Here is a 21725-nt window from a genome sequence, read left to right as displayed (position 1 = left end):
GCCGGGAGCACCGTGTCCCGGCGTCCGGCGCTCGCGTCCGGGCCGCGGGCGGTGGGTCCGGACGACCGCCCGGCTCACAGCCCTTCGGCGGCGGCGATCGCCCGGACCGCCTCGACGGTGTCGGCCTCGGCGGCGGCCTTGTCGGGCCGGTAGCGCACCACTCGGGCGAACCGCAGGGCGAGGCCGGCCGGGTAGCGGGGGCTGCGCTGCACCCCGTCGAACGCGATCTCGACGACCAGTTCCGGCCGGACCCGCACCGTCCGGGCGTCCCGCCCGGTCTCCCGGGCCAGCAGCTCGGCGGTCTGCCAGGCGAGCGTCTCGTCGGTCAGGCCCTTGAAGGTCTTGCCGAGCATCACCCACGGGCCCGTCCCGGCCTCGTCCGTCGCCCGGGCCCCCAGGTGCAGGTTGCTGAGGAAGCCGCGGCGCCGCCCGCTGCCCCACTCCGCGGCCAGCACCACCAGGTCCAGGGTGTGCCGGGGCTTCACCTTGATCCAGCCCGTGCCGCGCCGCCCGGCCGCGTAGCCGACCGCGGGGTCCTTCACCAGCACGCCCTCGTGGCCGAGCGCCAGCGTCTCGCGGAAGAAGGCCAGCGCCCGCTCGGCGTCGCCGGTCTCGACCCGGGCCACCCGCAGGCCGTCCGGCACCGCCTCGGCCAGGGCCGCCCAGCGCTCCCGGCCCGGACGGTCCACCAGGTCCTCGCCGTCCCGGTGCAGCAGGTCGAAGAAGTAGGCGGCGAGCGGGACTTCGGCGCGCAGCCGGTCCGGGTCCCGGCGGGAGGCGGCGCGTGCGGCGGTCTCCTGGAACGGGCGCGGACGCCCGTCGGGGCCGAGCGCGATCGCCTCACCGTCCAGCACCGCCGAGCGCAGCGGCAGCGCCAGCGCGGCCTCGACCACCTCGGGGACGCGCGCGGTGACGTCGTCCAGGCTCCGGGTGAACACCGCGACCTGTCCGCCCTCGCGGTGCACCTGCATCCGGATGCCGTCCAGCTTCCACTCCAGCGCGGCCGGACCGGTGCGCTCCAGCGCCGTGGCCACGTCCGGCGCGGAGGCGGCCAGCATCGGCCGCACCGCCCGTCCCACCTCCAGCCGGAACGCTTCCAGCGCGGCCACCCCGCCGGTCAGCGCCGCCTCCGCCACCGCGCGGGCCGATCCCCGGAACATCAGCGCCCGCCGCACCGCCGCGGCCGGCACCCCGGCCGCCTGCGCCACGGCGTCCCCGACCACCGCGTCCAGCGCCCCCTGCCGCAGGTCCCCGACCAGCACCGCCCGCAGGAACTCCTGCTCGACCCCGGTCGCCCGCGCGAACAGCCCGTGCACCAGCCGCCGCCGCTCCGCCTGCGCCCCGGCGCCGCGCACCCCGGCGATCCGCTCCAGCTCCCGCTCCGTCTCCCGCACCCCGAGCGACGCCTCCACCGCCGGCTCCGGCAACCCCCGCAGCGCGGCCGGCCCGACCCCCGTCCGCAGCCGCTGCGACTCCCCGGACAGCAGTGCCACCGCCGCTGCCCCGTCCACCGGCCCCAGCTCCCGCAGGCACTGCGCCAGCAACCCGGTCTTCGCCCGCCGCCCCGCCTCCGCCGCCACCTCCCGCGACACCGACGCCAACCGCCACAACCCCGGCACACCACCACCTCCACCCCCCAGCTTCGACCCCGGTCCCCACCCCCGCACCACGACCACCGCGCGCGTGGTCCGTGCCCCGGGCGGCATCCCGGGGAGCGCCGGGAGCCGGTCGGGCCGCCGCCCACCGGATCGTGGTGCGACCATGCGGGACGTCGCCCGCGCGGCCGGGATGTCACGGGCCACGCCGAGGTGCTCCGTCCCGGCGGCGCCCGCCCGGCTTCGGGGCCGGGGCCGACCCGTACGGCTTCGGCAAGGCGACGCAGTGGCGTGCACGGGCGGTGGTCCTGGCCGGGGCGGTGATCGGTGGTGGCCCGACGGGGCGCCATGCTGGGGGGCTCACAGTGCCCCCGAGTGACTGGAGAGCGAGATGAGCGACACCCCCTCGACCCCGTGGAGCGTCGGCGCGCCCGAGGCCGGCGACTACCCGGCCTGGCGTGAACTGTTCCGGGGCTACTGCGAGTTCTACCGGGTGCCGGCTTCGGAGGAGAAGGCCGAGCTGGTGTGGTCCTGGCTCACCGACCCCGCGCACGAGCTGGCGGGGCTGCTGGTCAGGAACGAGGAGGGCCGGCCGGTCGGGCTCGCCCACTACCGTCCGTTCTCGCGGCCCCTGCACGGGGCCGTCGGCTGCTTCCTGGACGACCTGTTCGTCGCGCCGGAGGTCCGCGGCGGCGGGGCGGTGGACGAGCTGTTGGGCCGGCTGCGGGAAATCGCGGCCGAACGCGGGTGGAACACCGTCCGCTGGATCACCTCCGAGGACAATTACCGGGCCCGTGGCAAGTACGACCAGGTCGCCACCCGGACCGGGTTCCTCACCTACGACATGGCTCCGGACACCCAGGACAGCTGAGGCCGTGGCCCGACCGCCGGACATCCGTTCGGAATTTCTGTTATCGACGCCCCGCCGGGAGGTCTCCCAAGTGTCGGCACCCGACCAGTCGACCCGGAACAGAAAGCGTGGCCACGTGAACAGCGACGACAGGACGACCATCCTCCCGGCGAGCGGAGGCGGCGACAGCGGGAGCGGAGCCCGAGGCCCCGCCGGCGGCCGGGCGGCCCGGCGTGCTGCCGAGCGGCACACCGGCCGGGGCCGGCGGGGCCGGCGGCGCGGCGGGATCGTCCCGGTCGCCGCGGTCGTCGCCGTCGTGGCCGGCACCGGACTGTTCGCCGCGCTGGCCGGTGCCGGCTACGCGGCGTACGGCGGCAAGCAGACCGACCGCGACATGGCCGGCCAGTCGCTGGCCGCCGACGCGCTGATCTCGGCCGAGCTGGGCACGCGCGAGGGCATCCAGGTCCCCGGCGCCGGCGGGACGAACCCCGACCTTCCGCCGTCGGGAACCGCCACCGCCACCGACCCGGCGGCGACTCCGAGCGCCCCGGCCACCCCGACCGCCGGCACCGGGGCCTCCCCGACGGCGTCGGCTGCCGCCACTCCGTCCGGCACCCCGACCCCCACCGCCACGGCCTCCGCGGCCAAGGCGAGCCCGAGCGCCACCCGCACCGCCGCGGCCGCTCAGACCACGGCTCAGACCGCTGCCCAGACCGCCGCCAAGCGGGCCCCCGCAGGCCCGCCGGCGGGTGGGGGCGCTTCGCCGTCGGACGCGCAGGAGGTCGTCAACCTGGTCAACGCCGAGCGGGCCAAGGCCGGCTGCGGCCCGGTCAGTGCCGAACCCCGGCTGGCGAGTGCGGCCCAGTCGCACAGCGACGACATGGCCAACCGCAACTACTTCGACCACGCCAGCCCCGAGGGCGAGCACGCCGACCACCGGATCGAGGCCGCCGGCTACAACTGGAGCACCTGGGGCGAGAACATCGCCCGTGGCCAGAAGGACCCGGCCGCCGTGATGGAGTCCTGGATGAACAGCCCCGGTCACCGGGCCAACATCCTGAACTGCTCGTTCAAGCAGCTCGGCGTGGGCGTGCGGACCGGCGCCAACGGTCCCTGGTGGACGCAGGTGTTCGCCGCCCCGGCATGACCGGCCCAGGCCCGGTCCACTCCAGGACCGGGCAGCCCGGATCGAGTCGGCTGATCCGAGCCGGTCGATCCGGGCCGATTTTCCGATTCCGCGCACATTGTTGTTATCTGATCACTCCCCACAGGTCTCCGAGGAGGCAGCGGCGGACGGAAACACGGCAAGACGGAGTGCGGACCATGAACGCTGATGTGCAGAACAGGACCGGGAGCACCCTGGTACTCGCGGCGCAGGCAGGTGACCGGCAGGCCAGGGAGGCGCTGGTCGCCGCCTGGCTGCCGCTCGTCTACAACGTGGCCGGCCGCGCCCTCGGCGGCCACGCCGACGTGGACGACGTGGCGCAGGAGACCATGATCAGGGCGCTGGACGGCCTGGACGGGCTCCGCGACCCCGGGTCCTTCCGGTCCTGGCTGGTCGCCATCACCATGAACCAGGTGCGTCGCCGTCATGCCGACGGCCGGCAGCAGCCGACCGTCGGCGGGCTGGACGAGACCTGGGAGGTCGCCGACCCCAGGGCCGACTTCACCGACCTCACCATCCTGCGCCTCGGTCTGTCCGGCCAGCGCCGGGAGGTGGCCGAGGCCACCCGCTGGCTCGACCCGGACGACCGCGAACTGCTCGCCCTCTGGTGGCTGGAGGCGGTCGGCGAACTCACCCGCGCCGAACTCGCCGAGGCCCTCGACCTGAGCCCGCAGCACACCGCCGTGCGCGTGCAGCGGATGAAGAAGCAGCTCGAAGCGGGACGGGTCGTGGTCCGCGCGCTCGGCGCCTACCCCCGCTGTTCCGGACTGGCCGAGCTCACGGCGGGGTTCGACGGCGCCCCGAACTCGGTCTGGCGCAAGCGCATCGCCCGTCACATCCGCGACTGCGCCGACTGCGGCCGCCTCGGCCGTGACCTCTTCCCGGCTGAAGGCCTGCTGGCCGGCCTCGCCCTGGTGCCGGTCCCGCTCGACTCGCCCGTGCTGCTGCACTTCCAACACACCGCGGCCACGGCGGCCTCCTCGACGGCGGCCGCCGGAGCGGGCCAAGGCGCGGGGGCCGGAGCCCACGGCAGCACCGGCGCCCACGCCGGAGCGGGCGGTCCCGGAGGCTGGGCCGGCACCGCGGCCCGCAAGGCCGTCCTGGCGAGCGGCGCGGCCGCCGCGGTGGCGGTGACCACCCTGGCCCTGGTCTGGCCGCAGGGAGGCGAGCCGCCGCGGAAGACGGCACCGGAGCCGACCGCCCCGGCCGCCGCCCAGGACACCCAGCCGACCGCGGCCCAGGACACCCCGACGGCCGCCGTCGCGCCCGTCGGGGTCGCCCCCACACCGGTGCCGACTCCGACCGCCGCGACGAGCCCGACACCGACGCCGACACCCTCGCCGACCGCGACCCGCACCGTCTCCCCGCAGCCCAACCCGGAACGCCAACTGGTGGACCTGGTCAACGCCGAGCGCGGCAAGGCGGGTTGTGCGCCACTGCGGATCGACCCGCGGCTGCACAGCTCCGCCCAGAAGCACGCCGACGACATGGCCACCCGGGGCTTCTTCGACCACGTCAACCCGGACGGCATCCGCGCCGAGGCCCGGATCACCGGTGCCGGCTACCGCTGGTCCCAGTGGGGCGAGAACCTCGACCGGGGCCCGGCCACCCCGGCCGCGGTCTTCGCCCGCTGGATGGACGGCGGAATCCACCAGTCCAACATGCTCGACTGCGGCTTCAAGGACATCGGCGTCGGCTTCGCCACCAGCCCGGCCGGCACCCCGTACTGGACCCAGGACCTCGGAGCCCCGATGTCCTGAGCACCGGAACAGGCAGCACCGGACAGGACAGCACCGGACAGCGCGAGACGGAAAAGGACAGGACGGGAACAGGACGGAGCAGCGCCGAACGGGCCCGCGGGACTACGCCGGAGTGACCCCGACCAGGCCGTCCGCCGACCCGGTCACGAAGCCCGTGGCCTGCCCGAAGACGCCACCCGCGTCACCGACCTGCCCCGGCAGGTCCGGAGAGCTGCTCAGCGGCCCGGGCAGCCCCTCCTGCCCGCCCACGGCACTGGCGTGCGCACTCGGCGCGGTGAGGGAGGCCACGACACCGACGGCGAGCGAGGCGACGGCGAGCATGCTGCGCTTCTTCATGGCCGGTCCAACGACGCTGCGCCGGAAGGGTTACGGCTGCCGCCTCCTCCGGCAGCGCCGTCACGCCTCGGGCCGGCGTGGTGCGATGCGGAAGTCGAGCGTGCTCAGGACGCTCGCCGTCCGGGCCCGCAACTGCGCCTCCGAGTCGGCGGTGATCACGAAGCGGAGGAAGTAGTTCTCCTTCTCCAGGCTCGTCACCCGGTAGCCGTCGACGACCTCGGCGTCGATGACACCGGCCAGCGCGCGCAGATCGTCCTCCGTGGTCCTGACGTCGACGGTACCGAGTTCCTCGGCTTCCAGATCGACCCAGCCGATGATCGGCAGGGCGCGGAGCGGGTCAGGTCGCTCCGCCGGGACGGTGAAGTCGCCCAGGGACATGGAGACGACCGTCTCGAACGGGTCGATTCCGCTGCTCTCGCGGATCACCGTGGGATACATCCCGCCCCCGGGGCGCGGATTGATCTCCACCAGCTCCGTCCGGCCGTCCGGGGTGGCACGGCCCTCGACGTGCAGCCAGAGCTGGTCGAGGCCGAGGTCGGCACAGAGGGCGCCGATCGTCGCACTCAGGACGCGCACACCCTCGCGCACGTGGTCCTGCTGGGGCGGATGGATCCGGAGCCCCGCGTCGTGGTGTCTGATCTCGTCGTGTTCGGGTTTCTCGACGGCCAGGACCGGGTGGAAGCGGCCGCCGACGACCAGGCCGTCCACGGAGAACTCGATGCCGGGCAGGTACTCCTCGGCGATCATCTCGGTGCCGGTCTCGCCGAGTTCGGCCAGCAGGCGCCGATGGGCGAGGAGGGCTTCGGGGTCGTTCACCCGGTAGACCAGCCAGGAGGCCGCGGACTCCCGCGAGGGCTTGACGATGGCCGGGAAGAAGTCCACCGCCGCCAGGTCGTCGGAGAAGCGGACGGCGGACAGCCCGAGCGTCCGCATGCGCTCCCTGACCAGGTACTTGCTGGCCAGCACGTCGAGGCCGGCGCGGGGGCCCGGCAGGCCGTAGTGCGTGACCACCGCGGTCTGCCAGGGGATCAACGGCTCGACCATGTTGACGACGGCGACGGGTTCGATGCCGCGCCGGTCGAGCCGGGCGACGAGCGCCGCCACGTCCTCACTGTCCCAGTCGAAGACCAGGTGGTCGTCGCACCTGTCGCGATTGCGGTCGTCGGGAAGGCAGGACACCAGCACCGACCGCAGCCCGCGGGCCCGGAGCCGGTCGGCGACGAGACCGACGTTCCTGACACTCGGCCACTTGGAGAAGACGAGCACGGATTTCACTGTGAGCACTCCGTTATCAGACTTCGGCGGCATTGACCGGACCGCCGATGGTGGAAGAACGCGAGATACCCCCGTGCCGAGCCGGTCGGGTTCCAGCCGTCCACTCCCGGTGGGGAGGGCGTGCGAGACCGGCCGGATCCTGTCCAGGACATCCGGACCAACATCAACACTGGCAGAAGCCGCGGGCGCGCAGAAGTAAGCGGATCGCTTAGTCCCGGCGGGGCGATGTCAGCGTGACGCTTACGAGGAATGAACTTCCCGTGGACGCAGGTGAAGTCGGCGTGGTCATACCGTGCCTTTCGACGCGGCAGACCGGTCGTTCCGGTCACCGGGCCGGCGCGCCGGACGCGCCAGGCGTACGTGGGCGCTCCCGAACGGCAAGGAACTCCTCACAGCCCGAATCCGGCCAATCCGTTATGCGTTGGGGAGAAGAGATGACTGATCCGCAGGGTGTGCTCCTCGTCCTGGGAAGCGGCTACCAGCAGTTCCGCGAGTACCTGATCGCCTCGGCCTCCCAGCGCAGCGAGATCTGGCTGTTCGACTCCGAGGAGCCGACCTGGCAGACCCCCCACCTCGCCGGATCCACCGTCCTGGACATCTTCGACCCGGAGACGGTCGCCCGCGCCGCACGTGAACTGGCCGCCCGCCGCCCCGTGCGCGGCGTGTACTGCTACCACGAGGCCAGCATCCTCGCCGCCGCCCGCGCCGCCGCCGAGCTCGGGGTGCCCGGCCCCACGCCGCGGGCCGTGGCCGCGGTGCGGGACAAGAGCGTGACCAGGGAGCTGCTCACCCAGGCCGGCATCCGCCAGCCCGTGGTGGCCCTGGTGACCTCTCCGGAGGAGATCGAGGACGTCGCCCGCCGGGTCGGCTACCCGCTGGTGCTCAAACCGCGCAGCATGGGCGCGAGCCAGGGCGTCGTGAAGGTCTCGGCCAGGGAGGACATCGCCCCGGCCCTGGAGATCACCCGGTCGGCCGGGCAGGCCGGGATGGTCAACCACGCCGAGGTGCTCGTCGAGGAGTTCCTCACCGGGCCGGAGATCAGCGTCGACGCGGCGGTGTTCGAGGGCGAGTACCTGCCGTACCTGATCGCCCGCAAGCAGCTGGGCAGCGAACCGTACTTCGAGGAGGTCGGCCACACCGTCCACGCCGACGACCCGCTCTTCGCGGACGAGGAGCTGTGGAAGATGCTCGCCGAGACCCACCGGGCCCTCGGCTGGACCCACGGCATGACCCACACCGAGGTCAAGCTCACTCCGGACGGGTACGTGGTCGTCGAGGTCAACGGACGCCTCGGCGGCGACCTCATCCCCTACCTCGGGCGGATCGCGACCGGCGTCGACTCCGGCCTGGTCCAGGCGGACGTGTCGTTCGGCAGCCGCCCGGACCTCACCCGGAGCCGGAACTCGGCGGCCGCGATCCGCTTCCTGTGCCCGCCCTCGAACTGCACGGTGACCAGGCTGGAGATGCCCGGCGCCGACCCCGAAGCCGGGCTGTACGAGTCGGTGGCCCTGGCCGGCCCCGGCACCCGGATGCTGATGCCGCCCGACGGGTACTTCGCCCGCTACGGATTCCTCATCGCCCGGGCCGACAGCCCGCAGGAGTGCCAGGCCGTGCTGGACCGCGCCGAGGCGGGCGTCGTCTTCGAGTACGAACTCTGAACCGGGCCCGCAGCGGCACCCGGAACGCAGGACCACGGGAGGACACCGTCAGCACCTCGGCCCCGGACCAACCGCAGGGTGATCGCGTCATGCGATCCGACTCCCCCCGGCGGACACCCGACTTCCGCGCGCTGCTCACCTCGTTCGCACTCAGCCAGCTCGCCACCAACATCAGCTACGTCGCCGTGCCGCTGGCGGCCGTCGAGGCCCTCGGCGCCGGCCCCGGCCAGGTCGGTGCGCTCGCGAGCCTGAGCAGCGTCGCCTTCCTGCTCATCGGCCTCCCGGCCGGCGCGTGGGTGGACCGGCTCGACCACCGGCGGATACTGATCGCGGCGGACCTGTGCCGGGCCCTGCTGTTCGCCACCCTGCCGCTGGCCTGGTGGCTGGACGTGCTCACCCTCGGCCACCTCTACGCGATCGTCCTGCTGAACGGCTGCGCCACCGTCTTCTTCGACGTGGGGTCGCAGAGCGTGCTGCCCTCGATCGTCGGCCGGGACGGCCTGATCCGGGCGAACACCGACATCAACACGCTGCTCGCGCTGGGCAACATGGCCGGCCGGAGCGCGGGTGGCGCACTCGTCGCGCTGCTCACCGCTCCCGTCACCCTCGTGGTCACCGCAGGAGCGTACCTGGCCTCGGGGTTGCGGCTGACCGGCATCCGCCGCACGGCGAGGGCGACGCCCCCCGGCCGCACCGGGGCCGTCCCGTTGCGGGCACAGATCGGCGAGGGGGTGCGTCACGTCTTCGGCAGCGGGCACCTCCGGGCACTCGCGCTCTCGGCGACCCTGGTGAACCTGGGTTCCGCCATGGTCACCGCCATGCTCCCCATCGTGTTCGTGCGTGAACTCGGCCTGTCGTCGGCGGCGTTCGGCCTCTTCGGGGCGGTCGGCGGGGTGGCCGTCCTCTGTGGTGCCCGCTCCGCCCGGCCCCTCGCCGGTCGTTTCGGCTACGGGCGCACCCTCGCCGTCGGCGGCCTGTACCTGGCACCCGCCGGGCTGCTGGTGCCACTGATCGACCGGGGTCCGTGGCTGCTCCTGGCCGGAGCGGGCTGGTTCACGTACATCTTCAAGATGGGCATGGACAACGTTCTCGGCGTCACCCTGCGCCAGCGGATGACCCCCGACGCACTGCTCGGCCGGATGATCGCCACGTTCAGGTTCCTGCTGACCGGAGCGCTCGCGGTCGGTGCCGGGCTCTCGGGCCTGCTGGGTGAACTGGCCGGTGTGCAGACCGCTCTCTGGGTGGGCGGCGCCCTCGTGTCGACGTCCTTCCTGCCCGTCCTCCTCTCACCCGTCCGGACTCTTCGCGAGCTGCCCGACCAGCAGCCGCACGGCGAGAAGGTCTAGGTATCCGACCGGCGAGCGGCGCCGCGACCCGGAGGCGCCCCGTGCCTCGCCCCCGACCACCCGACCACCCGACCACCCGACCACCCGACCACCCGACCACCCGACCACCCGACCACCCGACCACCCGACCACCCGACCACCCGTGGAGCACAGATGACCGACAACTCTTCCCCGCAGCTCCTCTTCGTCGGCGGAGCCGGGATCTTCGGGCTCACCGTCGACGTCGCCGAGCAGGCGGTCCAGCAGGCCCGCAAGCGCGGCATGACCGTGCACGTGACGAACCACGCGGCCACCCTCGCCACGACACCGACCATCACCGAACTCGTCGACGCCACGTCGGTCGTGGACTTCGAGGAGCGCGGCGTGACCGCGGCCTGGGCGCGCGAGCAGGTCGCGGCGGGCAACAGGTTCGACGTGGTGTTCGGTCTGCGGGAGCTGGCCCTGGAGACGGTCGCCGAGACCGCGGCCGCGGTGGGCGCGCCAGGGAACCCGCCGGAGGCGGTGCGGCGGATCCGCACGAAGGACGAGGCGCGGGCCGCTCTCGCCGCCGCGGGCTTCCTCCAGCCGAGGTTCCGGGTGTGCGAGGACGCCGGGGCGGCGCACGAGTTCCTCGCGCGGTCCACCGGACCCTGGGTGGTCAAGCCGCGCGACATGTGGGGCAGCGAGGGCGTGACCCGGATCGAGAGCCCGGAGGAGCTGACCGAGGCCCTGGACTTCCTGCCGGACTGGTGCGGCGGCACCTTCATCGTCGAGGAGTTCGTGGAGGGTCCCGAGTTCAGCGCGGAGGGCGTCTTCCTCGACGGCGTACCGCACCTCCTCGCCCTGACCTCCAAGGAACTGCTCCCGCCGCCGAACTTCTTCGAGATCGAGTACGTCATCCCCGCGATCCTCCCGGAGCACTCCGCGAAGGAGATCGAACGGGAGGTCGTCGCCGGCCTCACCGCGCTGGGGCTGACCCACGGGCAGTTCCACGTCGAACTGTGGCTGACCGAACGCGGCGTCGTCCTGGGCGAGGCCCACGTGCGCAACGGCGGCGGCTGGATCCACCGCCTGCTGGCCCACGCCATCCCGGACCTGGAGTGGTTCGGCCTGGTCTACGACGACGCGCTGGGCAACCCGATCGACAAGGCGGCCCTCCGCCCGACCCGAGGCGCGGCGATCCGCTTCCTCACCCCTCGGCCCGGCCGCCTGGTGGCGGTCGAGGGCTGGGAGGAGGTGCTGGCCCACCCGAGTGTGCTCCGCGCGGAACTCACCGTCGGCCCGGGCGACATCATCAACCCGCACCGTTCGGTCAGCAACCGGATCGGCCTGATCGCGGTCGGCGCGGACACTCCGGAGGAGGCCCAGGCGCTGGTGCGCAGCCTGGAGGCCTCCGTCCGCTTCACCGTGGATCCGGCAGCGGGCTGACCGAGGCCTCGGCCGCCCTGACGGCGGCCGCACCGTGCTCGTGCCGCGGTGGGGCCGCCGTCAGGCGTTCCCGGGGCCGGGACGGCACGCGCGGAGACGTTGGACGGCCCGCGAGCCGACCGGGACTCGGCCGGGCGGCGGGCGGGCCGTGGTATCCACCATGGCCCCACCCGCCCCTGTCGGTCAGGGGCGTGCGGGGGGCGGCCGGACGCACGGCGACGCGCCGGGCGTGCACCAGCAGTCCCAGTCGCGCCGTCAGAGCGTCCCGGAGCCGTGCGCCACCGTCGGCCCGCCCGCCACCGCGGCCCCGCCCTCCGGGACCGGCGCCCCCGGAGCGGCCCCCGCCATGCCCACCGGGTTCACCACCCAGTCCGGATGGCCCGGCATCGGCGGCGTCCGCATCCCGTACAGCCAGTCCTCCAGGAAGCCCCGCAGGTCCTGCCCGGACACCTCGGAGGCCGTCCGCACGTAGTCGTCGGTGTCCGCGTTCCCGTGCCGGTGCCGGTCCAGGAAGACGCGCTCGATCCGGTCGAAGGCGGCCGCCCCGACCTTCTCCCGCAGGGCGAACAGCACCAGCGCGCCGCCCGTGTACCGCTGGCTGTCGAAGAGGTCGGCGGCGGTGGGGGAGGCGACCGGCCCCGAGTCGTGCCGCCACTGGTCGCCCAGCCCGTAGAGGTAGCGCATCCGGTCGGCCAGCGTGGTGTAGCCCCAGGCGTCCGGCCAGCCGCGCTCGTAGCGGTACGCCAGGCCGTAGAAGTCGGCGTGGCCCTCGTTGAGCCAGAGGTCGGACCACCGGGCCGGGGTGACGCTGTCGCCGAACCAGGAGTGGACCAGCTCGTGCATCATGTGCGAGCCGATCGCGGACTCGGGCCGGCGCAGGAAGCCGGGCTTGTAGAGGGTGAGGGTCTGGGTCTCCAGACCGGTGAAGGCGAACGCGTCAGGATCGTCGCTGTTGGCGGGCAGGAGGCCGTAGGTCTCGAACGGGAACGGCCCCAGGTGCGCCTCGGCCCAGGCGAGTTGGCCGGGGGTGAGGGCGAGCGCGGGCTCCAGTTCGGCGGCGCGGGCGACGGGTACGACGTCGCGCAGCGGCAGGCCGTGCGGTCCGGTGCGCTCGCGCACGGTGTAGTCGCCGACCGAGACCTGCACCAGCTCGGTGGCCATCGGCTCGCGGGAGACGTACCGGCGGGTGGTGCGGCCGTCGCCGGGGTGCTCGGTGGCCGCCAACTCCCCGTTGGCGACGCCCAGGAGGGCGTCCGGCGCGGTCACCGCGATGGTGAACCCGGCCTTGTCGCTCGGGTGGTCGTTGCACGGGAACACGGTGTGCGCGCTGTTCGGCTGCCCGGCCACCGCGAAGCCGTCCGGGGTCGGGACCCAGCCGGTGTGCGGCAGCCGGGCGCGCGGGTCGGCCGAGTACTCGACGGTCAGCCGGGTGACGACGCCGGGGTGGAACGCCCCGGCCGGGGTGACCGTCAGCTTCTCGTCGTGGGTCGTGAAGCCGGCCGGCCGGTTGTCGACCCGTACGGCGCGCACGGTCAGGCCGAGCGCGTCCAACTCCAGCCGGGCCAGCGGGCGGTCGGGCCGTACGGTGATCACCGCCGTGCCGTCCACCGTCCGGCTGTCGGCCCGGTAGTCGAAGGCCAGGTCGTACCGCAGCGCCCGGTACCCGGTGTTCCCGAGCGAGGGGAAGACCGGATCGCCCAGCCCGTCGGCGGCACCGGCCGTCGGCACGCTCGCCGACAGCAGCACCGCGCTGAGCGCGAGCGACGGGACGAGACCGGCACGGGGCTTGAACAAGGGGGATCACCGCACTTCACGAGCGGGAGCGGACGCGGGAGCCGTCCGGAGCGGGAAGACAGACCCTAGTGGACGGCCGGAACCGCGCGGGCGCGATCCGCGTGATCCACGCGATCCGACGACACGCCGTGGTCCCCCGGACGGCCCACGGTGATGGCGGTGCGCGCACGGGCCGTCTAGCGTCGGGATTGCTTCGCCCCCTGACGGACGGAGCCACGGCCGTCGGAGAACCTGGCCAGGTCCGGCGGCCGTACTTCGCTGCCCCGGCGCCGCACGGCGGACGCACCCCGTAGGCTGGCGGCCGAGCCGCCCGCGTACCGGATGCCAGGAGCCGCCGTGACCCGCCCAGCTTCACCCGTTCTGGTGATCGGCGAATGCGTCGCCGACATCGTCCGATCGGGTGAGGGCCCGGACCGGGTGCACCCCGGCGGCAGCCCCGCGAACGTCGCGTACGGTCTGGCCCGGCTGGGCCGCCCGGTCACGCTGCTCACCGAGCTCGGGCCGGACGCCAACGGCCGGCTGATCCGGAAGCACCTGGAGTCGGCGGGGGTGCTGGTCCGGGCCGCCGAGGTCGCGCGGACGCCCTCGGCGGTGGTGGAGCTGGACGGGCAGGGGCGGGCCCGGTACACCTTCGACATCCGCTGGACGCTCCCGCCGGCCGAGCTCACCGAGCCGCCCGCGGCGGTCCACCTCGGCTCGATCGCCGCGGTCACCGATCCCGGCGCGGCCTCGGTCCTGGCCCTGGTGGAGCACCTGCACGGCCGGACGCCGATCAGCTACGACCCGAACGTGCGCCCCGCGCTGATGGGGGACCGGGCCGGGGCCGTCCGCCGGGTCGAGCGCTGCGTGGCGCTGAGCGACCTGGTCAAGGCCAGTGACGAGGACCTGGCCTGGCTCTACCCCGGTGAACGGCCCGAGGCGGTCGCCGAGCGCTGGCTGGCCCTCGGCCCCTCGGTGGTCGCGGTCACCCTCGGTGCCGAGGGCGCGTTCGCCCGTACCGCCGAGGGCGGACGCGTCGTGGTCCCGGCCGTCCCGGTGCGGGTCGCGGACACCGTCGGCGCCGGCGACTCCTTCATGGCCGCCTTCCTGCACGCCCGCGCGGGCGGCGCCGACCTGTCCGCCTGCCTCACCCGTGCCGTCACGGCGGCCGCCCTGACCGTCGCCCGCCCGGGCGCCAACCCGCCCTCGGCGGCCGAACTCGCGGCCGCCCTGGCGGAAGCGGACGGACGGGAGTCCTGAGCCGGCTGCTCCTCCTCCGGGGCACGGGCCTGAACTCCCTTCCGGTCAGGGCCGGTTGCTGAGCCGTCTCCTGTCGATCTCGCCCAGGGCGGTGAGCGGCAGCGCGTCGGCGAGGTGGAGCCGCTTCGGCACCCAGAGGGTGCCCTTGCGAGCGCGGACGTGGTCCATCAGCTCGGCGGGGGTGGCGTGCTGTCCTGGGCGCAGCACCACGGTGGCGGTGACGGCCTCGCCCCAGCGTGGGTCGGGTGTGCCGTAGACGGCGCAGGCGGCGACGGCCGGGTGGGTGGCGAGGGCGTCCTCGACCTCGCGCGGGTAGACGTCGAACCCGCCGGTGACGATGGTGTCCTTGATCCGGTCGATGATCGTGATCAGGCCGTCGTCGTCCCTGCGGGCGACGTCCGACAGCCCCGACCGGACGTGGGCGATCGCCAGCCACAGGGCGGTCGCACCGCCCGCGCAGGCGTTCTCCACGTTCACCACGGGCACGCCGGCGAAGCCGTGCGGGCGCAGGGCGACCTGGCCGGGGATCATGTGCTGGCCGTCGATCGCCTTCTGGCTGACCGCGGCGTGGAAGACGGCGCCGACGTCGGCCGGGGTGGGCCGGCGTCGTGCAGCGCCTCGTGGGCGGCGAGGCCGGCGAGGTCGCCGGCACTGTGGTCGAGGCGGCCGAAGCGGGTGCTGCCGACGCCGAGGACGAGTGCTTCGCGGTTCATGACACCACCCGGTTGCGCAGCACGCCCAGCCCGGAGACCTCGAGTTCGACGGTGTCGCCGGGTTCCAGGAAGCGGCCGTGCTCCAGTCCGCAGCCGGTCGCCACGGTGCCGGAGCCCAGGACCTCGCCCGCGTGCAGCCGGGTCGACCGGGAGGCGAAGGCGATCATGTCGGCGAAGCTGTGGTGCATGTCGGCGGAGGTGCCGCGGCTGACCTCCTCGCCGTTGATGCGGGCGGTCATGGTGAGCCGGTACGGGTCGCCGACCTCGTCGGCGGTGACGATCCACGGGCCGAGGACGTTCGAGCCGGTGAAGTCCTTGCTCTTGCTCAGGCCCAGCCCGGTGGCGATCTCCTCCAGCTGGGTGTCGCGGGCGCTGAAGTCGTTGAAGACCGTGTAGCCGAAGACGTGGGACGGGGCGTCGGCCACGGGGATGTCCGTGCCGCCGCGGCCGAGCACGCAGGCGAACTCCAGCTCGTAGTCCCGTACCGAGGAGTACGCGGGCCAGTGGATGTCGCTGTCGTGGCCGGTCACGGAGAGCCGGTTGGCCAGGTAGTACAGCGGCCGTTCGAGCATGACGGCGGGCAGCTCGACCCGGTCGGCCGGGATGCGGTGGATCCGGGCGCGGGCGTTGCGGAAGTGGTCCGGGAAGGCGCCGAAGTCCCGGATCTGTACGGGCCTGGGCAGCGGGGAAAGCCAGCGCACCTCGGACGCGGCGACGACGGCCTCGGACGGTGCCTGCGCGGCGAGCCGCTCCAGGGTCCGCCGCACGGGTTCGCCGCCGTCGATGACGGCCTGCATGGTGGCCAGCGCGGGGGAGTGCCCGCCGGTCGCCAGGCGGTGGGCGCGGTCGAGCAGCAGGAGACGCTCGCCCTGGTCGAGGACGAGTGCGGTCTGCTCGGTTCCTTCGTGTTCCACGGTCGCGAGTTTCACGGTCGGTTCCTCTTCTCGGGAGGGGGCGGTCGGCGGGGCGGGTCAGACGAAGGCCACGACGCGGGCCGGGGCGGCGCTCGCGCGGGCGAGCTTGATCGGGAAGAACGCCACCCGGAATCCCGACGGGGGCAGTGCGGCGAGGTTCGTCAGCTGCTGGACGATGAAGACCTCCCGCTCGCGGCCGGCCCGGTGGCCGTCCCACAGCACGGCGTTGTCTCCGCCGTCGCGGAACTTGCGGGCCATCACGGGGAAGCTCAGGTCCCAGCCGGCGGCGTCGGTGCCGAGGACCTTGGCCCCGAGGCCGGCCAGGTGGAGCGTCGACTCCCGGCTCATCCCCGGGTAGCGGAAGAACTCCGGGTCGGACAGCCCGTACCGCTCCTGGCCGGTGCGCAGGAGGACCGCGCCGCCGGCCGGGACCGGGGCGCCGTTGGCGGCGAGGGCGGACTCCAGGGCCTCGACGGTGATCGGGGTGTCGGGCTCGCACCACTCGCGCAGGTCCAGCACCAGGGCCTCGCACCACAGCTCGTCCAGGGCGATGTCGGTGATGGTGCGGGCCGGCCTGCCTTCGCAGGTCGAGCCGTAGTGCAGCGGGGCGTCGACGTGGGTGCCGAGGTGGGAGTTGAAGTCGGTGAGCAGTTCCGCACCCCAGCCCTCGCCGTCCGGCAGGTCCTCCATGCCGCAGTGCATGGCGGCGGCGAACTGCTCCCGGCCCTCGCCGGCCGGGTGGGCGTAGGCGACGGAGGGCGCGATCACCGGGGCGAGCGGGCGCAGCTGTTCGGGGAGCAGCTCGCGGTCGGCGGGGTCCAGCGTCCTGGTCAGGTCGATCAGTTCCATGAGGATCCTCCTTGGTTATTGGACGCTCAGCATAGAACTGGACTGCTAGCATGGGCAAGGGATCCGCCGCCCGGCGCCGACCGGTCGGCGTGACAGGATCGGCCGCGTCAGGCAGCCGCGACATTGCGAAGGACACCGCGTGGGTGGGACCCGAAAGCAGGAGATCTCCGCCGAGACCCAGCGCCGGCTGGTGGCAGCCGCGTGGGAACTCGCCGCCGAGGGCGGGGCCGCCGCGGCCTCCGTCCAGGCCGTGGCGGAGCGTTCCGGCATCAGCCGGGGCTCCGTGGCCTGGCACTTCGGTTCGAAGGACGGGCTGCTGAAGGCGGTGGTCGAGGAGGCGTTCCGGTGGGGCGCGGACTTCATGCGCGAACGCCTCGCCGCGGCCGGGCCGGACGCCGGGATCGAGGCGCTGATCGAGGCGAACTTCGCGCTGATGTCCCGGCCCGAGGCGCACATCTTCTCGACGCTCCTGATCGAGGCGGTGAGCCGCGAGTCGGCCCTGCGCGCGACGTACGCCGAGGAGTACGCCAAGATCCGCGGCCTGTACGCCGACCACCTGCGCGCGAGCGCTACGCGCGTCGCCGACCCGGAGGCCGTCGCGGCGGCGCTGCTCGGCGGCACCCTGGGCATCAACATCCAGCACCGTCTGGATCCGGACCTGGACCGCCGGCGGGCCGTGACGGCGATGACGGGCATCTACGCCGACGCGCTGTCCGGCACCGGGCCGGACACCCCGTCAGGCAGCTGACCCGCCCCCGCCTCCACGGCGGCGCCCGGCCGACCCGCTCCGGCCACGGCCGCGCGGGTGCCGCGGCGATGCCGGAATCCACCGACGACCCGACCGAGGAAGACCCATGCCGCAGCGCCAGAGTTCCCCCGCCGTCCGCCCCATCGCCGACGCCGACGTCCCCGTCGCGGTCGACACCCTCGCCCGGGCCTTCACCGGCGACCCCTACATCCGCCATGTGATCGCCGCCGACGGCCACCAGGAGCGGATCCGGCGATTCCAGGAGCTCTGCCTGACCCGCGTCGGGATGGTGTACGGGCGGGTGTGGGTCGCCGACGGGGGCCGTGCGGTCGCCGCCTGGAGCACCCCCGACCTGGACCCCTCGCCCGCCTTCGCCGAGATCGGCCCGCTGCTCGGCGACCTCGCCGGGGACCGGGCCGAGGCCTACGAGGTCGCGGAGCGGGCCGTCGAGCCGTACCGGCCGCAGGAGCCGGCCTGGTTCCTCGACACGGTCGCCGTCGACCCCGAAGTCCAGGGGCGGGGCCTCGGCCGTGCGGTGCTGGCCCCCGGGATCGAGGCGGCCGCACTCGCCGGGTACCCGGCTTTCCTGGAGACCTCCACGGAACGGAACGTCGCGTTCTACCGGCGTCTCGGCTTCGAGGTCACCGTCGAGGTCCCGCTCCCCGGCGGCGGCCCCCGCACCTGGTGCATGCGCCGGGACCCCCGGACGGGCGCCTGACCGTACGGCCGGGCTGCCCGAAGAGGCGGAAGCGCCCGCAGGGGCTGTCGCCCGAAGGCGGTGACGGGGAGGCCCGGCCGCTCGCGGGCCCAGGCAAAGGATCGGCAAGGCCCCGGTGTGTCACTGCCCCGCGCGGGTGACGTGGGGATTGGTGGTGGTGCACGGCGGGGGAGCAGTGCACTTATGAACAGACCATCAGGTTGTCGTATTGGTGGGGGTCTGAGGGGGAGTCAGCGACGTTCGAGCGGCCGGCGGGCAGGCCTGCTGGCCGCCGTCTGCCTCTCCGCCGTCCTCGCCGGCTGCGCCGGTCCGGCCGTTCCCGTGACGCAGAAGGCGGCCCCCGCCGCCGACGCGAACGCGGCGCCCGCCGTCGAGGCCGCCGTGGCCCCCGGGGCGGCGGTCGAGGCCGGCGACCACGCCGGCGCCCTGCCCGCCGCTCCGCCGCTGCCCGGCGTGGCCCGCAAGGAGGAGGAGAACAGCAGCGAGGCCATGGTCCGTCAGGAGGCGGCCGTCCGCGCGGCGCTGGAGACCGCCCAGCGCTGGGGCCTGGAACGGCCCCCGCTGAAGGCCCCGCCGCGCCCGGCGGCCAGGGCCGCGCTCACCCCGGTCCAGGGCGTCAAGCTCGCCGACGGCCGCCCGCCGGTCGTCTACCGGGTACCGACCGACGACAAGGTGGTCTTCCTGACCGTCGACGACGGCGCCGAGAAGGACCCCGCGTTCTCCCGGATGGCCGAGGAGCTGGGAATCCCGCTCAGCACCTACGTCTCCGACTACCTCGCCCGTGAGAACTACGACTACTTCCGCGACCTGCACGCCCAGGGCGTGGAGATCAACAACCACACGATCAACCACCGCAACCTGAAGGTCCTGGACTACGAGACCCAGCGCCGGGAGATCTGCACCCAGCAGGACCAGCTGGAGCAGCAGATCGGCGTCCGCCCCCGGCTGTTCCGGCCGCCGTACGGCGAGTACAACGACGACACGCTGCGCGCGGCGGCCTCCTGCGGGGTGGAGGCGGTGCCGCTGTGGAACGAGGAGGCCTTCCCCGACCACATGGAGTGGCGCTACGACGACCGGAAGCTGCACCCGGGCGACATCATCCTGACCCACTTCCGGGGCACCGACATCTGGAAGGCCTCCATGCCGGACCTGCTGCGCAAGGTCGTCAACGACGTCACCGAACAGGGCTTCGCCCTGGCCCGGCTGGACGACTACCTGTAGCGCGCCCCGCGGCGACCGCCGGGGGGCTCAGCCGAGCGAGAGGGCGTCGAGGTACACCCAGGCGCCCTCGTGCCGCACGAAGCGGCTGTTCTCGGTGAGGACGCCGGCCTCGCCGCCCTCGGTCCAGTGCGCCCGGAAGGCGACCGTGCCCTGGGCGTGGAACGCGCCGCCCTCGGTGGTGACACCCACCTCCAGTCCGGTCCAGCGCAGGGCCGGGTCGAAGTCGACCTCGGCGGGCCGGGTGTCCGGGTGCCAGGTGCGCAGCAGGTACGCCTCGTCCTGCGCGGCGAAGGCGCTGAACCGGGAGCGCATCAGGGACTCGGCGGTGGTGGCCGCCGTCTGGCCCCGGTGCAGCCGGCCGCAGCAGTCGCCGTAGGCGGCGGGCAGGCCGCACGGGCAGGGGGAGGAGGGCAGCAGCCGGGGCGCGGCGGCGCGGGGGGCGGGACGACGTGGGGACATGCCGTCCATTGTCCCCCACCCGTCGCGCGGCCCTCGGCCCGGCCGGCGCTGGGGCGGCGGGACCGGCTCCGGACGTCCGGCCGGACCGGGTGCCCCGCCGTGGTCCGGGCTCAGGAACGAGCGTCGCCGAACCAGGTGCCCAGGGCTCGCCGCAGCCCGTCCGGATCCGTCCGGCCGGGCTCGACGGCCCAGGCGACGTAGCCGTCCGGGCGGAGCAGGAGCGCGCCGGCCGGAGGCTGCGGGCAGTCGGCCGGCACCAGGTCCACCCGGTCCTTCCAGCCGGCCGCCAGGTCCGCGAGCGGGAGGCGCCCGCCGCTGAGGTCGATGAGCAACGGGCGTGCGGTGCGGGCGAGTTCGGCGATCCGGACCGGCCCGTCCGGGGTGGTGGCCGTGAGCTCGGGCACGAAGCGCCCGGCGAGCGGGTGGGGGCAGCCGACGTCGTAGCGCACGTCGCTGCCCGCCATCAGCGCGGCGATCCGGGCGAGGTTGTCCGGGTGCGCCAGCAGCTCGCCGAACAGGGCGCGCACCGCGGTGGTGTCGGGGCCGGGGGCCATCAGGGCCATCTGGGCCTGGGAGTGCGTGAACACCCGCTCGCCGACCGGGTGGCGTTCGCGGTGGTAGCTGTCCAGCAGGCCGGGCGGGGCCCAGCCGTGGAGTTCGGCGGCGAGCTTCCAGCCGAGGTTGGCGGCGTCCTGGAGGCCGAGGTTGAGGCCGGGGCCGCCGGTCGCGGCGTGGACGTGGGCGGCGTCGCCGACCAGCAGCACGCGGCCCCGCCGGTAGCTGTCGGCGAGCCGGGTGTTGTGGCCGACCTGGCGGCGCGGGGTGAACGGTCCCGGCGTGCGGGCCTGGGTGAGCGCCAGGTCGGCGCCGGTCACCCGGTGGATGCTGGCGCGCAGCTCGGCCAGGGTCAGCGGCACGGTCTCGTCCACCGGCGCTCCGCCCCACTCCAGTGTGGCGACCATGGTGGCGTCCGGGCTGAAGGGGGCGAGGGCGATGACGCCGTGCTCGGTCCGAGTGTGGGTGAACGGGCGGAACGGGACCGGGCAGCCGGGCAGCAGGAAGTCGCCGTCGGCGGTCCTGCGCACGTCCTCGGGGAGCAGCACGTGGGCGATCCGCGAGACCGGATCGGTCGAGGTCACCCCGGGGAAGCCGATCCCGGCGAGCTTGCGGACGGTGCTGCGGCCGCCGTCCGCGCCGACCAGGTAGCGGGTGCGCAGCTGCCCGGCGCCCGTCGGGCCCCGGAGCCCGATCGTCACGCCGGCCTCGTCCTGGGTGAAGCCGGTGACCTCGTGGCCGTGGCGTACGGTGACGCCGAGGTCGCGGGCGCGTTCCTCCAGCACCTCCTCGATCCGGTGCTGCCGCACGGGCAGGGTGTGCAGCGGGTTCTCGTCGAGCAGGCGCAGGTCCAGCGGGAAGGCACCGAACACGAAGCGGGGCGTGGGCCGGGGTGCGCCCGGGGCGCCGCGGAGCGGCTCGTACAGGCCGCGGTGGTCGAGCAGCCGGTTCACCTGGCCGACCAGCCCGTTGGCCTTCTGGACCGGTAGGCGTCCGGGCAGCCGCTCCAGCACCACCGGCCGGATTCCGGCGAGCGCCAGTTCGCAGGCCAGCAGCAGCCCGTTCGGGCCCGCGCCGGCGATGACGACGTCGTGGATCATCTCGAACTCCCCCGCTGGGACCA

18 protein-coding genes and 1 pseudogene are annotated in these 21725 nt (G+C 74.2%); 10 read left to right on the top strand and 9 right to left on the bottom strand.

Annotation, left to right across the window (positions count from 1 at the left end; all coding sequences use genetic code 11):
* Nucleotides 1-74: 74 nt before the first annotated feature.
* On the bottom strand, nucleotides 75-1619 hold the full coding sequence (locus ACZ7C5_RS19685) for an ATP-dependent DNA ligase (RefSeq protein ID WP_470323101.1): 1545 nt from the start codon (nucleotides 1617-1619) through the stop codon (nucleotides 75-77).
* A 367-nt stretch (nucleotides 1620-1986) separates the two neighbouring features.
* Between ACZ7C5_RS19685 and ACZ7C5_RS19680 the strand changes: the two genes are divergently transcribed.
* The 3 genes from ACZ7C5_RS19680 (at nucleotide 1987) to ACZ7C5_RS19670 (ending at nucleotide 5370) form a co-directional block, all read left to right on the top strand.
* A complete protein-coding gene (locus tag ACZ7C5_RS19680) occupies nucleotides 1987-2466 on the top strand; it encodes a GNAT family N-acetyltransferase (RefSeq protein ID WP_470323100.1) in 480 nt (159 codons plus the stop codon).
* A gap of 115 nt (nucleotides 2467-2581) precedes the next feature.
* Nucleotides 2582-3592 (top strand): CAP domain-containing protein, encoded by a 1011-nt coding sequence (locus tag ACZ7C5_RS19675; RefSeq protein ID WP_470323099.1) that lies wholly within the window; start codon nucleotides 2582-2584, stop codon nucleotides 3590-3592.
* Between the two features lie 176 nt (nucleotides 3593-3768).
* Nucleotides 3769-5370: a sigma-70 family RNA polymerase sigma factor gene (locus ACZ7C5_RS19670; RefSeq protein ID WP_401086642.1), complete on the top strand. Its 1602-nt coding sequence runs from the start codon at nucleotides 3769-3771 to the stop codon at nucleotides 5368-5370.
* Between the two features lie 102 nt (nucleotides 5371-5472).
* Here ACZ7C5_RS19670 and ACZ7C5_RS19665 read toward each other — a convergent pair whose 3' ends face one another.
* Both ACZ7C5_RS19665 and ACZ7C5_RS19660 read right to left on the bottom strand, forming a co-directional pair.
* A complete protein-coding gene (locus ACZ7C5_RS19665) occupies nucleotides 5473-5706 on the bottom strand; it encodes a hypothetical protein (protein ID WP_188295027.1) in 234 nt (77 codons plus the stop codon).
* Nucleotides 5707-5766: 60 nt separating this feature from the next.
* Nucleotides 5767-6972 (bottom strand): ATP-grasp domain-containing protein, encoded by a 1206-nt coding sequence (locus ACZ7C5_RS19660; protein WP_470323098.1) that lies wholly within the window; start codon nucleotides 6970-6972, stop codon nucleotides 5767-5769.
* A gap of 443 nt (nucleotides 6973-7415) precedes the next feature.
* Between ACZ7C5_RS19660 and ACZ7C5_RS19655 the strand changes: the two genes are divergently transcribed.
* From ACZ7C5_RS19655 to ACZ7C5_RS19645, 3 genes are all read left to right on the top strand, one after another.
* Nucleotides 7416-8639 (top strand): ATP-grasp domain-containing protein, encoded by a 1224-nt coding sequence (locus tag ACZ7C5_RS19655; protein WP_470323097.1) that lies wholly within the window; start codon nucleotides 7416-7418, stop codon nucleotides 8637-8639.
* A gap of 89 nt (nucleotides 8640-8728) precedes the next feature.
* Nucleotides 8729-9985, top strand: a complete 1257-nt coding sequence (locus ACZ7C5_RS19650) for an MFS transporter (protein ID WP_470323096.1) — start codon at nucleotides 8729-8731, stop codon at nucleotides 9983-9985.
* Nucleotides 9986-10138: 153 nt separating this feature from the next.
* Nucleotides 10139-11392 carry an ATP-grasp domain-containing protein gene (locus ACZ7C5_RS19645; protein ID WP_401086629.1) on the top strand — a complete coding sequence of 418 codons (1254 nt, stop codon included), beginning with the start codon at nucleotides 10139-10141 and terminating at the stop codon, nucleotides 11390-11392.
* Nucleotides 11393-11647: 255 nt separating this feature from the next.
* Here the strand turns inward: ACZ7C5_RS19645 and ACZ7C5_RS19640 are convergent, their stop codons facing one another.
* The gene (locus tag ACZ7C5_RS19640) at nucleotides 11648-13186 is read right to left on the bottom strand and encodes a M1 family metallopeptidase (protein WP_401086626.1); all 1539 of its coding nucleotides are present in this window, start codon (nucleotides 13184-13186) and stop codon (nucleotides 11648-11650) included.
* 336 nt (nucleotides 13187-13522) lie between these two features.
* On the opposite strand from ACZ7C5_RS19640, the gene ACZ7C5_RS19635 reads away from it, so the two are divergent.
* On the top strand, nucleotides 13523-14425 hold the full coding sequence (locus ACZ7C5_RS19635; RefSeq protein ID WP_470323095.1) for a carbohydrate kinase family protein: 903 nt from the start codon (nucleotides 13523-13525) through the stop codon (nucleotides 14423-14425).
* Between the two features lie 63 nt (nucleotides 14426-14488).
* Here the strand turns inward: ACZ7C5_RS19635 and ACZ7C5_RS19630 are convergent.
* The 3 genes and pseudogenes from ACZ7C5_RS19630 to ACZ7C5_RS19620 form a co-directional block, all read right to left on the bottom strand.
* Nucleotides 14489-14956, bottom strand: a pseudogene (locus ACZ7C5_RS19630) (AMP-binding enzyme); the annotation flags it as partial.
* Between the two features lie 178 nt (nucleotides 14957-15134).
* Nucleotides 15135-16052, bottom strand: a complete 918-nt coding sequence (locus ACZ7C5_RS19625; protein ID WP_470323094.1) for a fumarylacetoacetate hydrolase family protein — start codon at nucleotides 16050-16052, stop codon at nucleotides 15135-15137.
* 57 nt (nucleotides 16053-16109) lie between these two features.
* The gene (locus tag ACZ7C5_RS19620; RefSeq protein ID WP_401086614.1) at nucleotides 16110-16901 is read right to left on the bottom strand and encodes a cyclase family protein; all 792 of its coding nucleotides are present in this window, start codon (nucleotides 16899-16901) and stop codon (nucleotides 16110-16112) included.
* 139 nt (nucleotides 16902-17040) lie between these two features.
* Between ACZ7C5_RS19620 and ACZ7C5_RS19615 the strand changes: the two genes are divergently transcribed.
* From ACZ7C5_RS19615 to ACZ7C5_RS19605, 3 genes are all read left to right on the top strand, one after another.
* Nucleotides 17041-17649, top strand: a complete 609-nt coding sequence (locus ACZ7C5_RS19615; protein ID WP_470323093.1) for a TetR/AcrR family transcriptional regulator — start codon at nucleotides 17041-17043, stop codon at nucleotides 17647-17649.
* A 106-nt stretch (nucleotides 17650-17755) separates the two neighbouring features.
* Nucleotides 17756-18367, top strand: coding sequence for a GNAT family N-acetyltransferase (locus tag ACZ7C5_RS19610; protein ID WP_470323092.1), 612 nt, complete (start codon nucleotides 17756-17758; stop codon nucleotides 18365-18367).
* A gap of 321 nt (nucleotides 18368-18688) precedes the next feature.
* Nucleotides 18689-19588 carry a polysaccharide deacetylase family protein gene (locus ACZ7C5_RS19605; RefSeq protein ID WP_470323091.1) on the top strand — a complete coding sequence of 300 codons (900 nt, stop codon included), beginning with the start codon at nucleotides 18689-18691 and terminating at the stop codon, nucleotides 19586-19588.
* Between the two features lie 27 nt (nucleotides 19589-19615).
* On the opposite strand, the gene ACZ7C5_RS19600 is transcribed toward ACZ7C5_RS19605, so the two are convergent.
* Entirely contained in the window at nucleotides 19616-20047 is a 432-nt protein-coding gene (locus ACZ7C5_RS19600) for a YchJ family protein (protein WP_401086602.1), read from the bottom strand.
* 110 nt (nucleotides 20048-20157) lie between these two features.
* Nucleotides 20158-21702, bottom strand: a complete 1545-nt coding sequence (locus ACZ7C5_RS19595) for an FAD-dependent monooxygenase (protein ID WP_401086599.1) — start codon at nucleotides 21700-21702, stop codon at nucleotides 20158-20160.
* Between the last annotated feature and the right edge of the window lie 23 nt (nucleotides 21703-21725).

Source organism: Kitasatospora sp. NPDC036993, from assembly GCF_055607525.1.
This window is presented reverse-complemented; position numbering and strand designations above follow the sequence as displayed.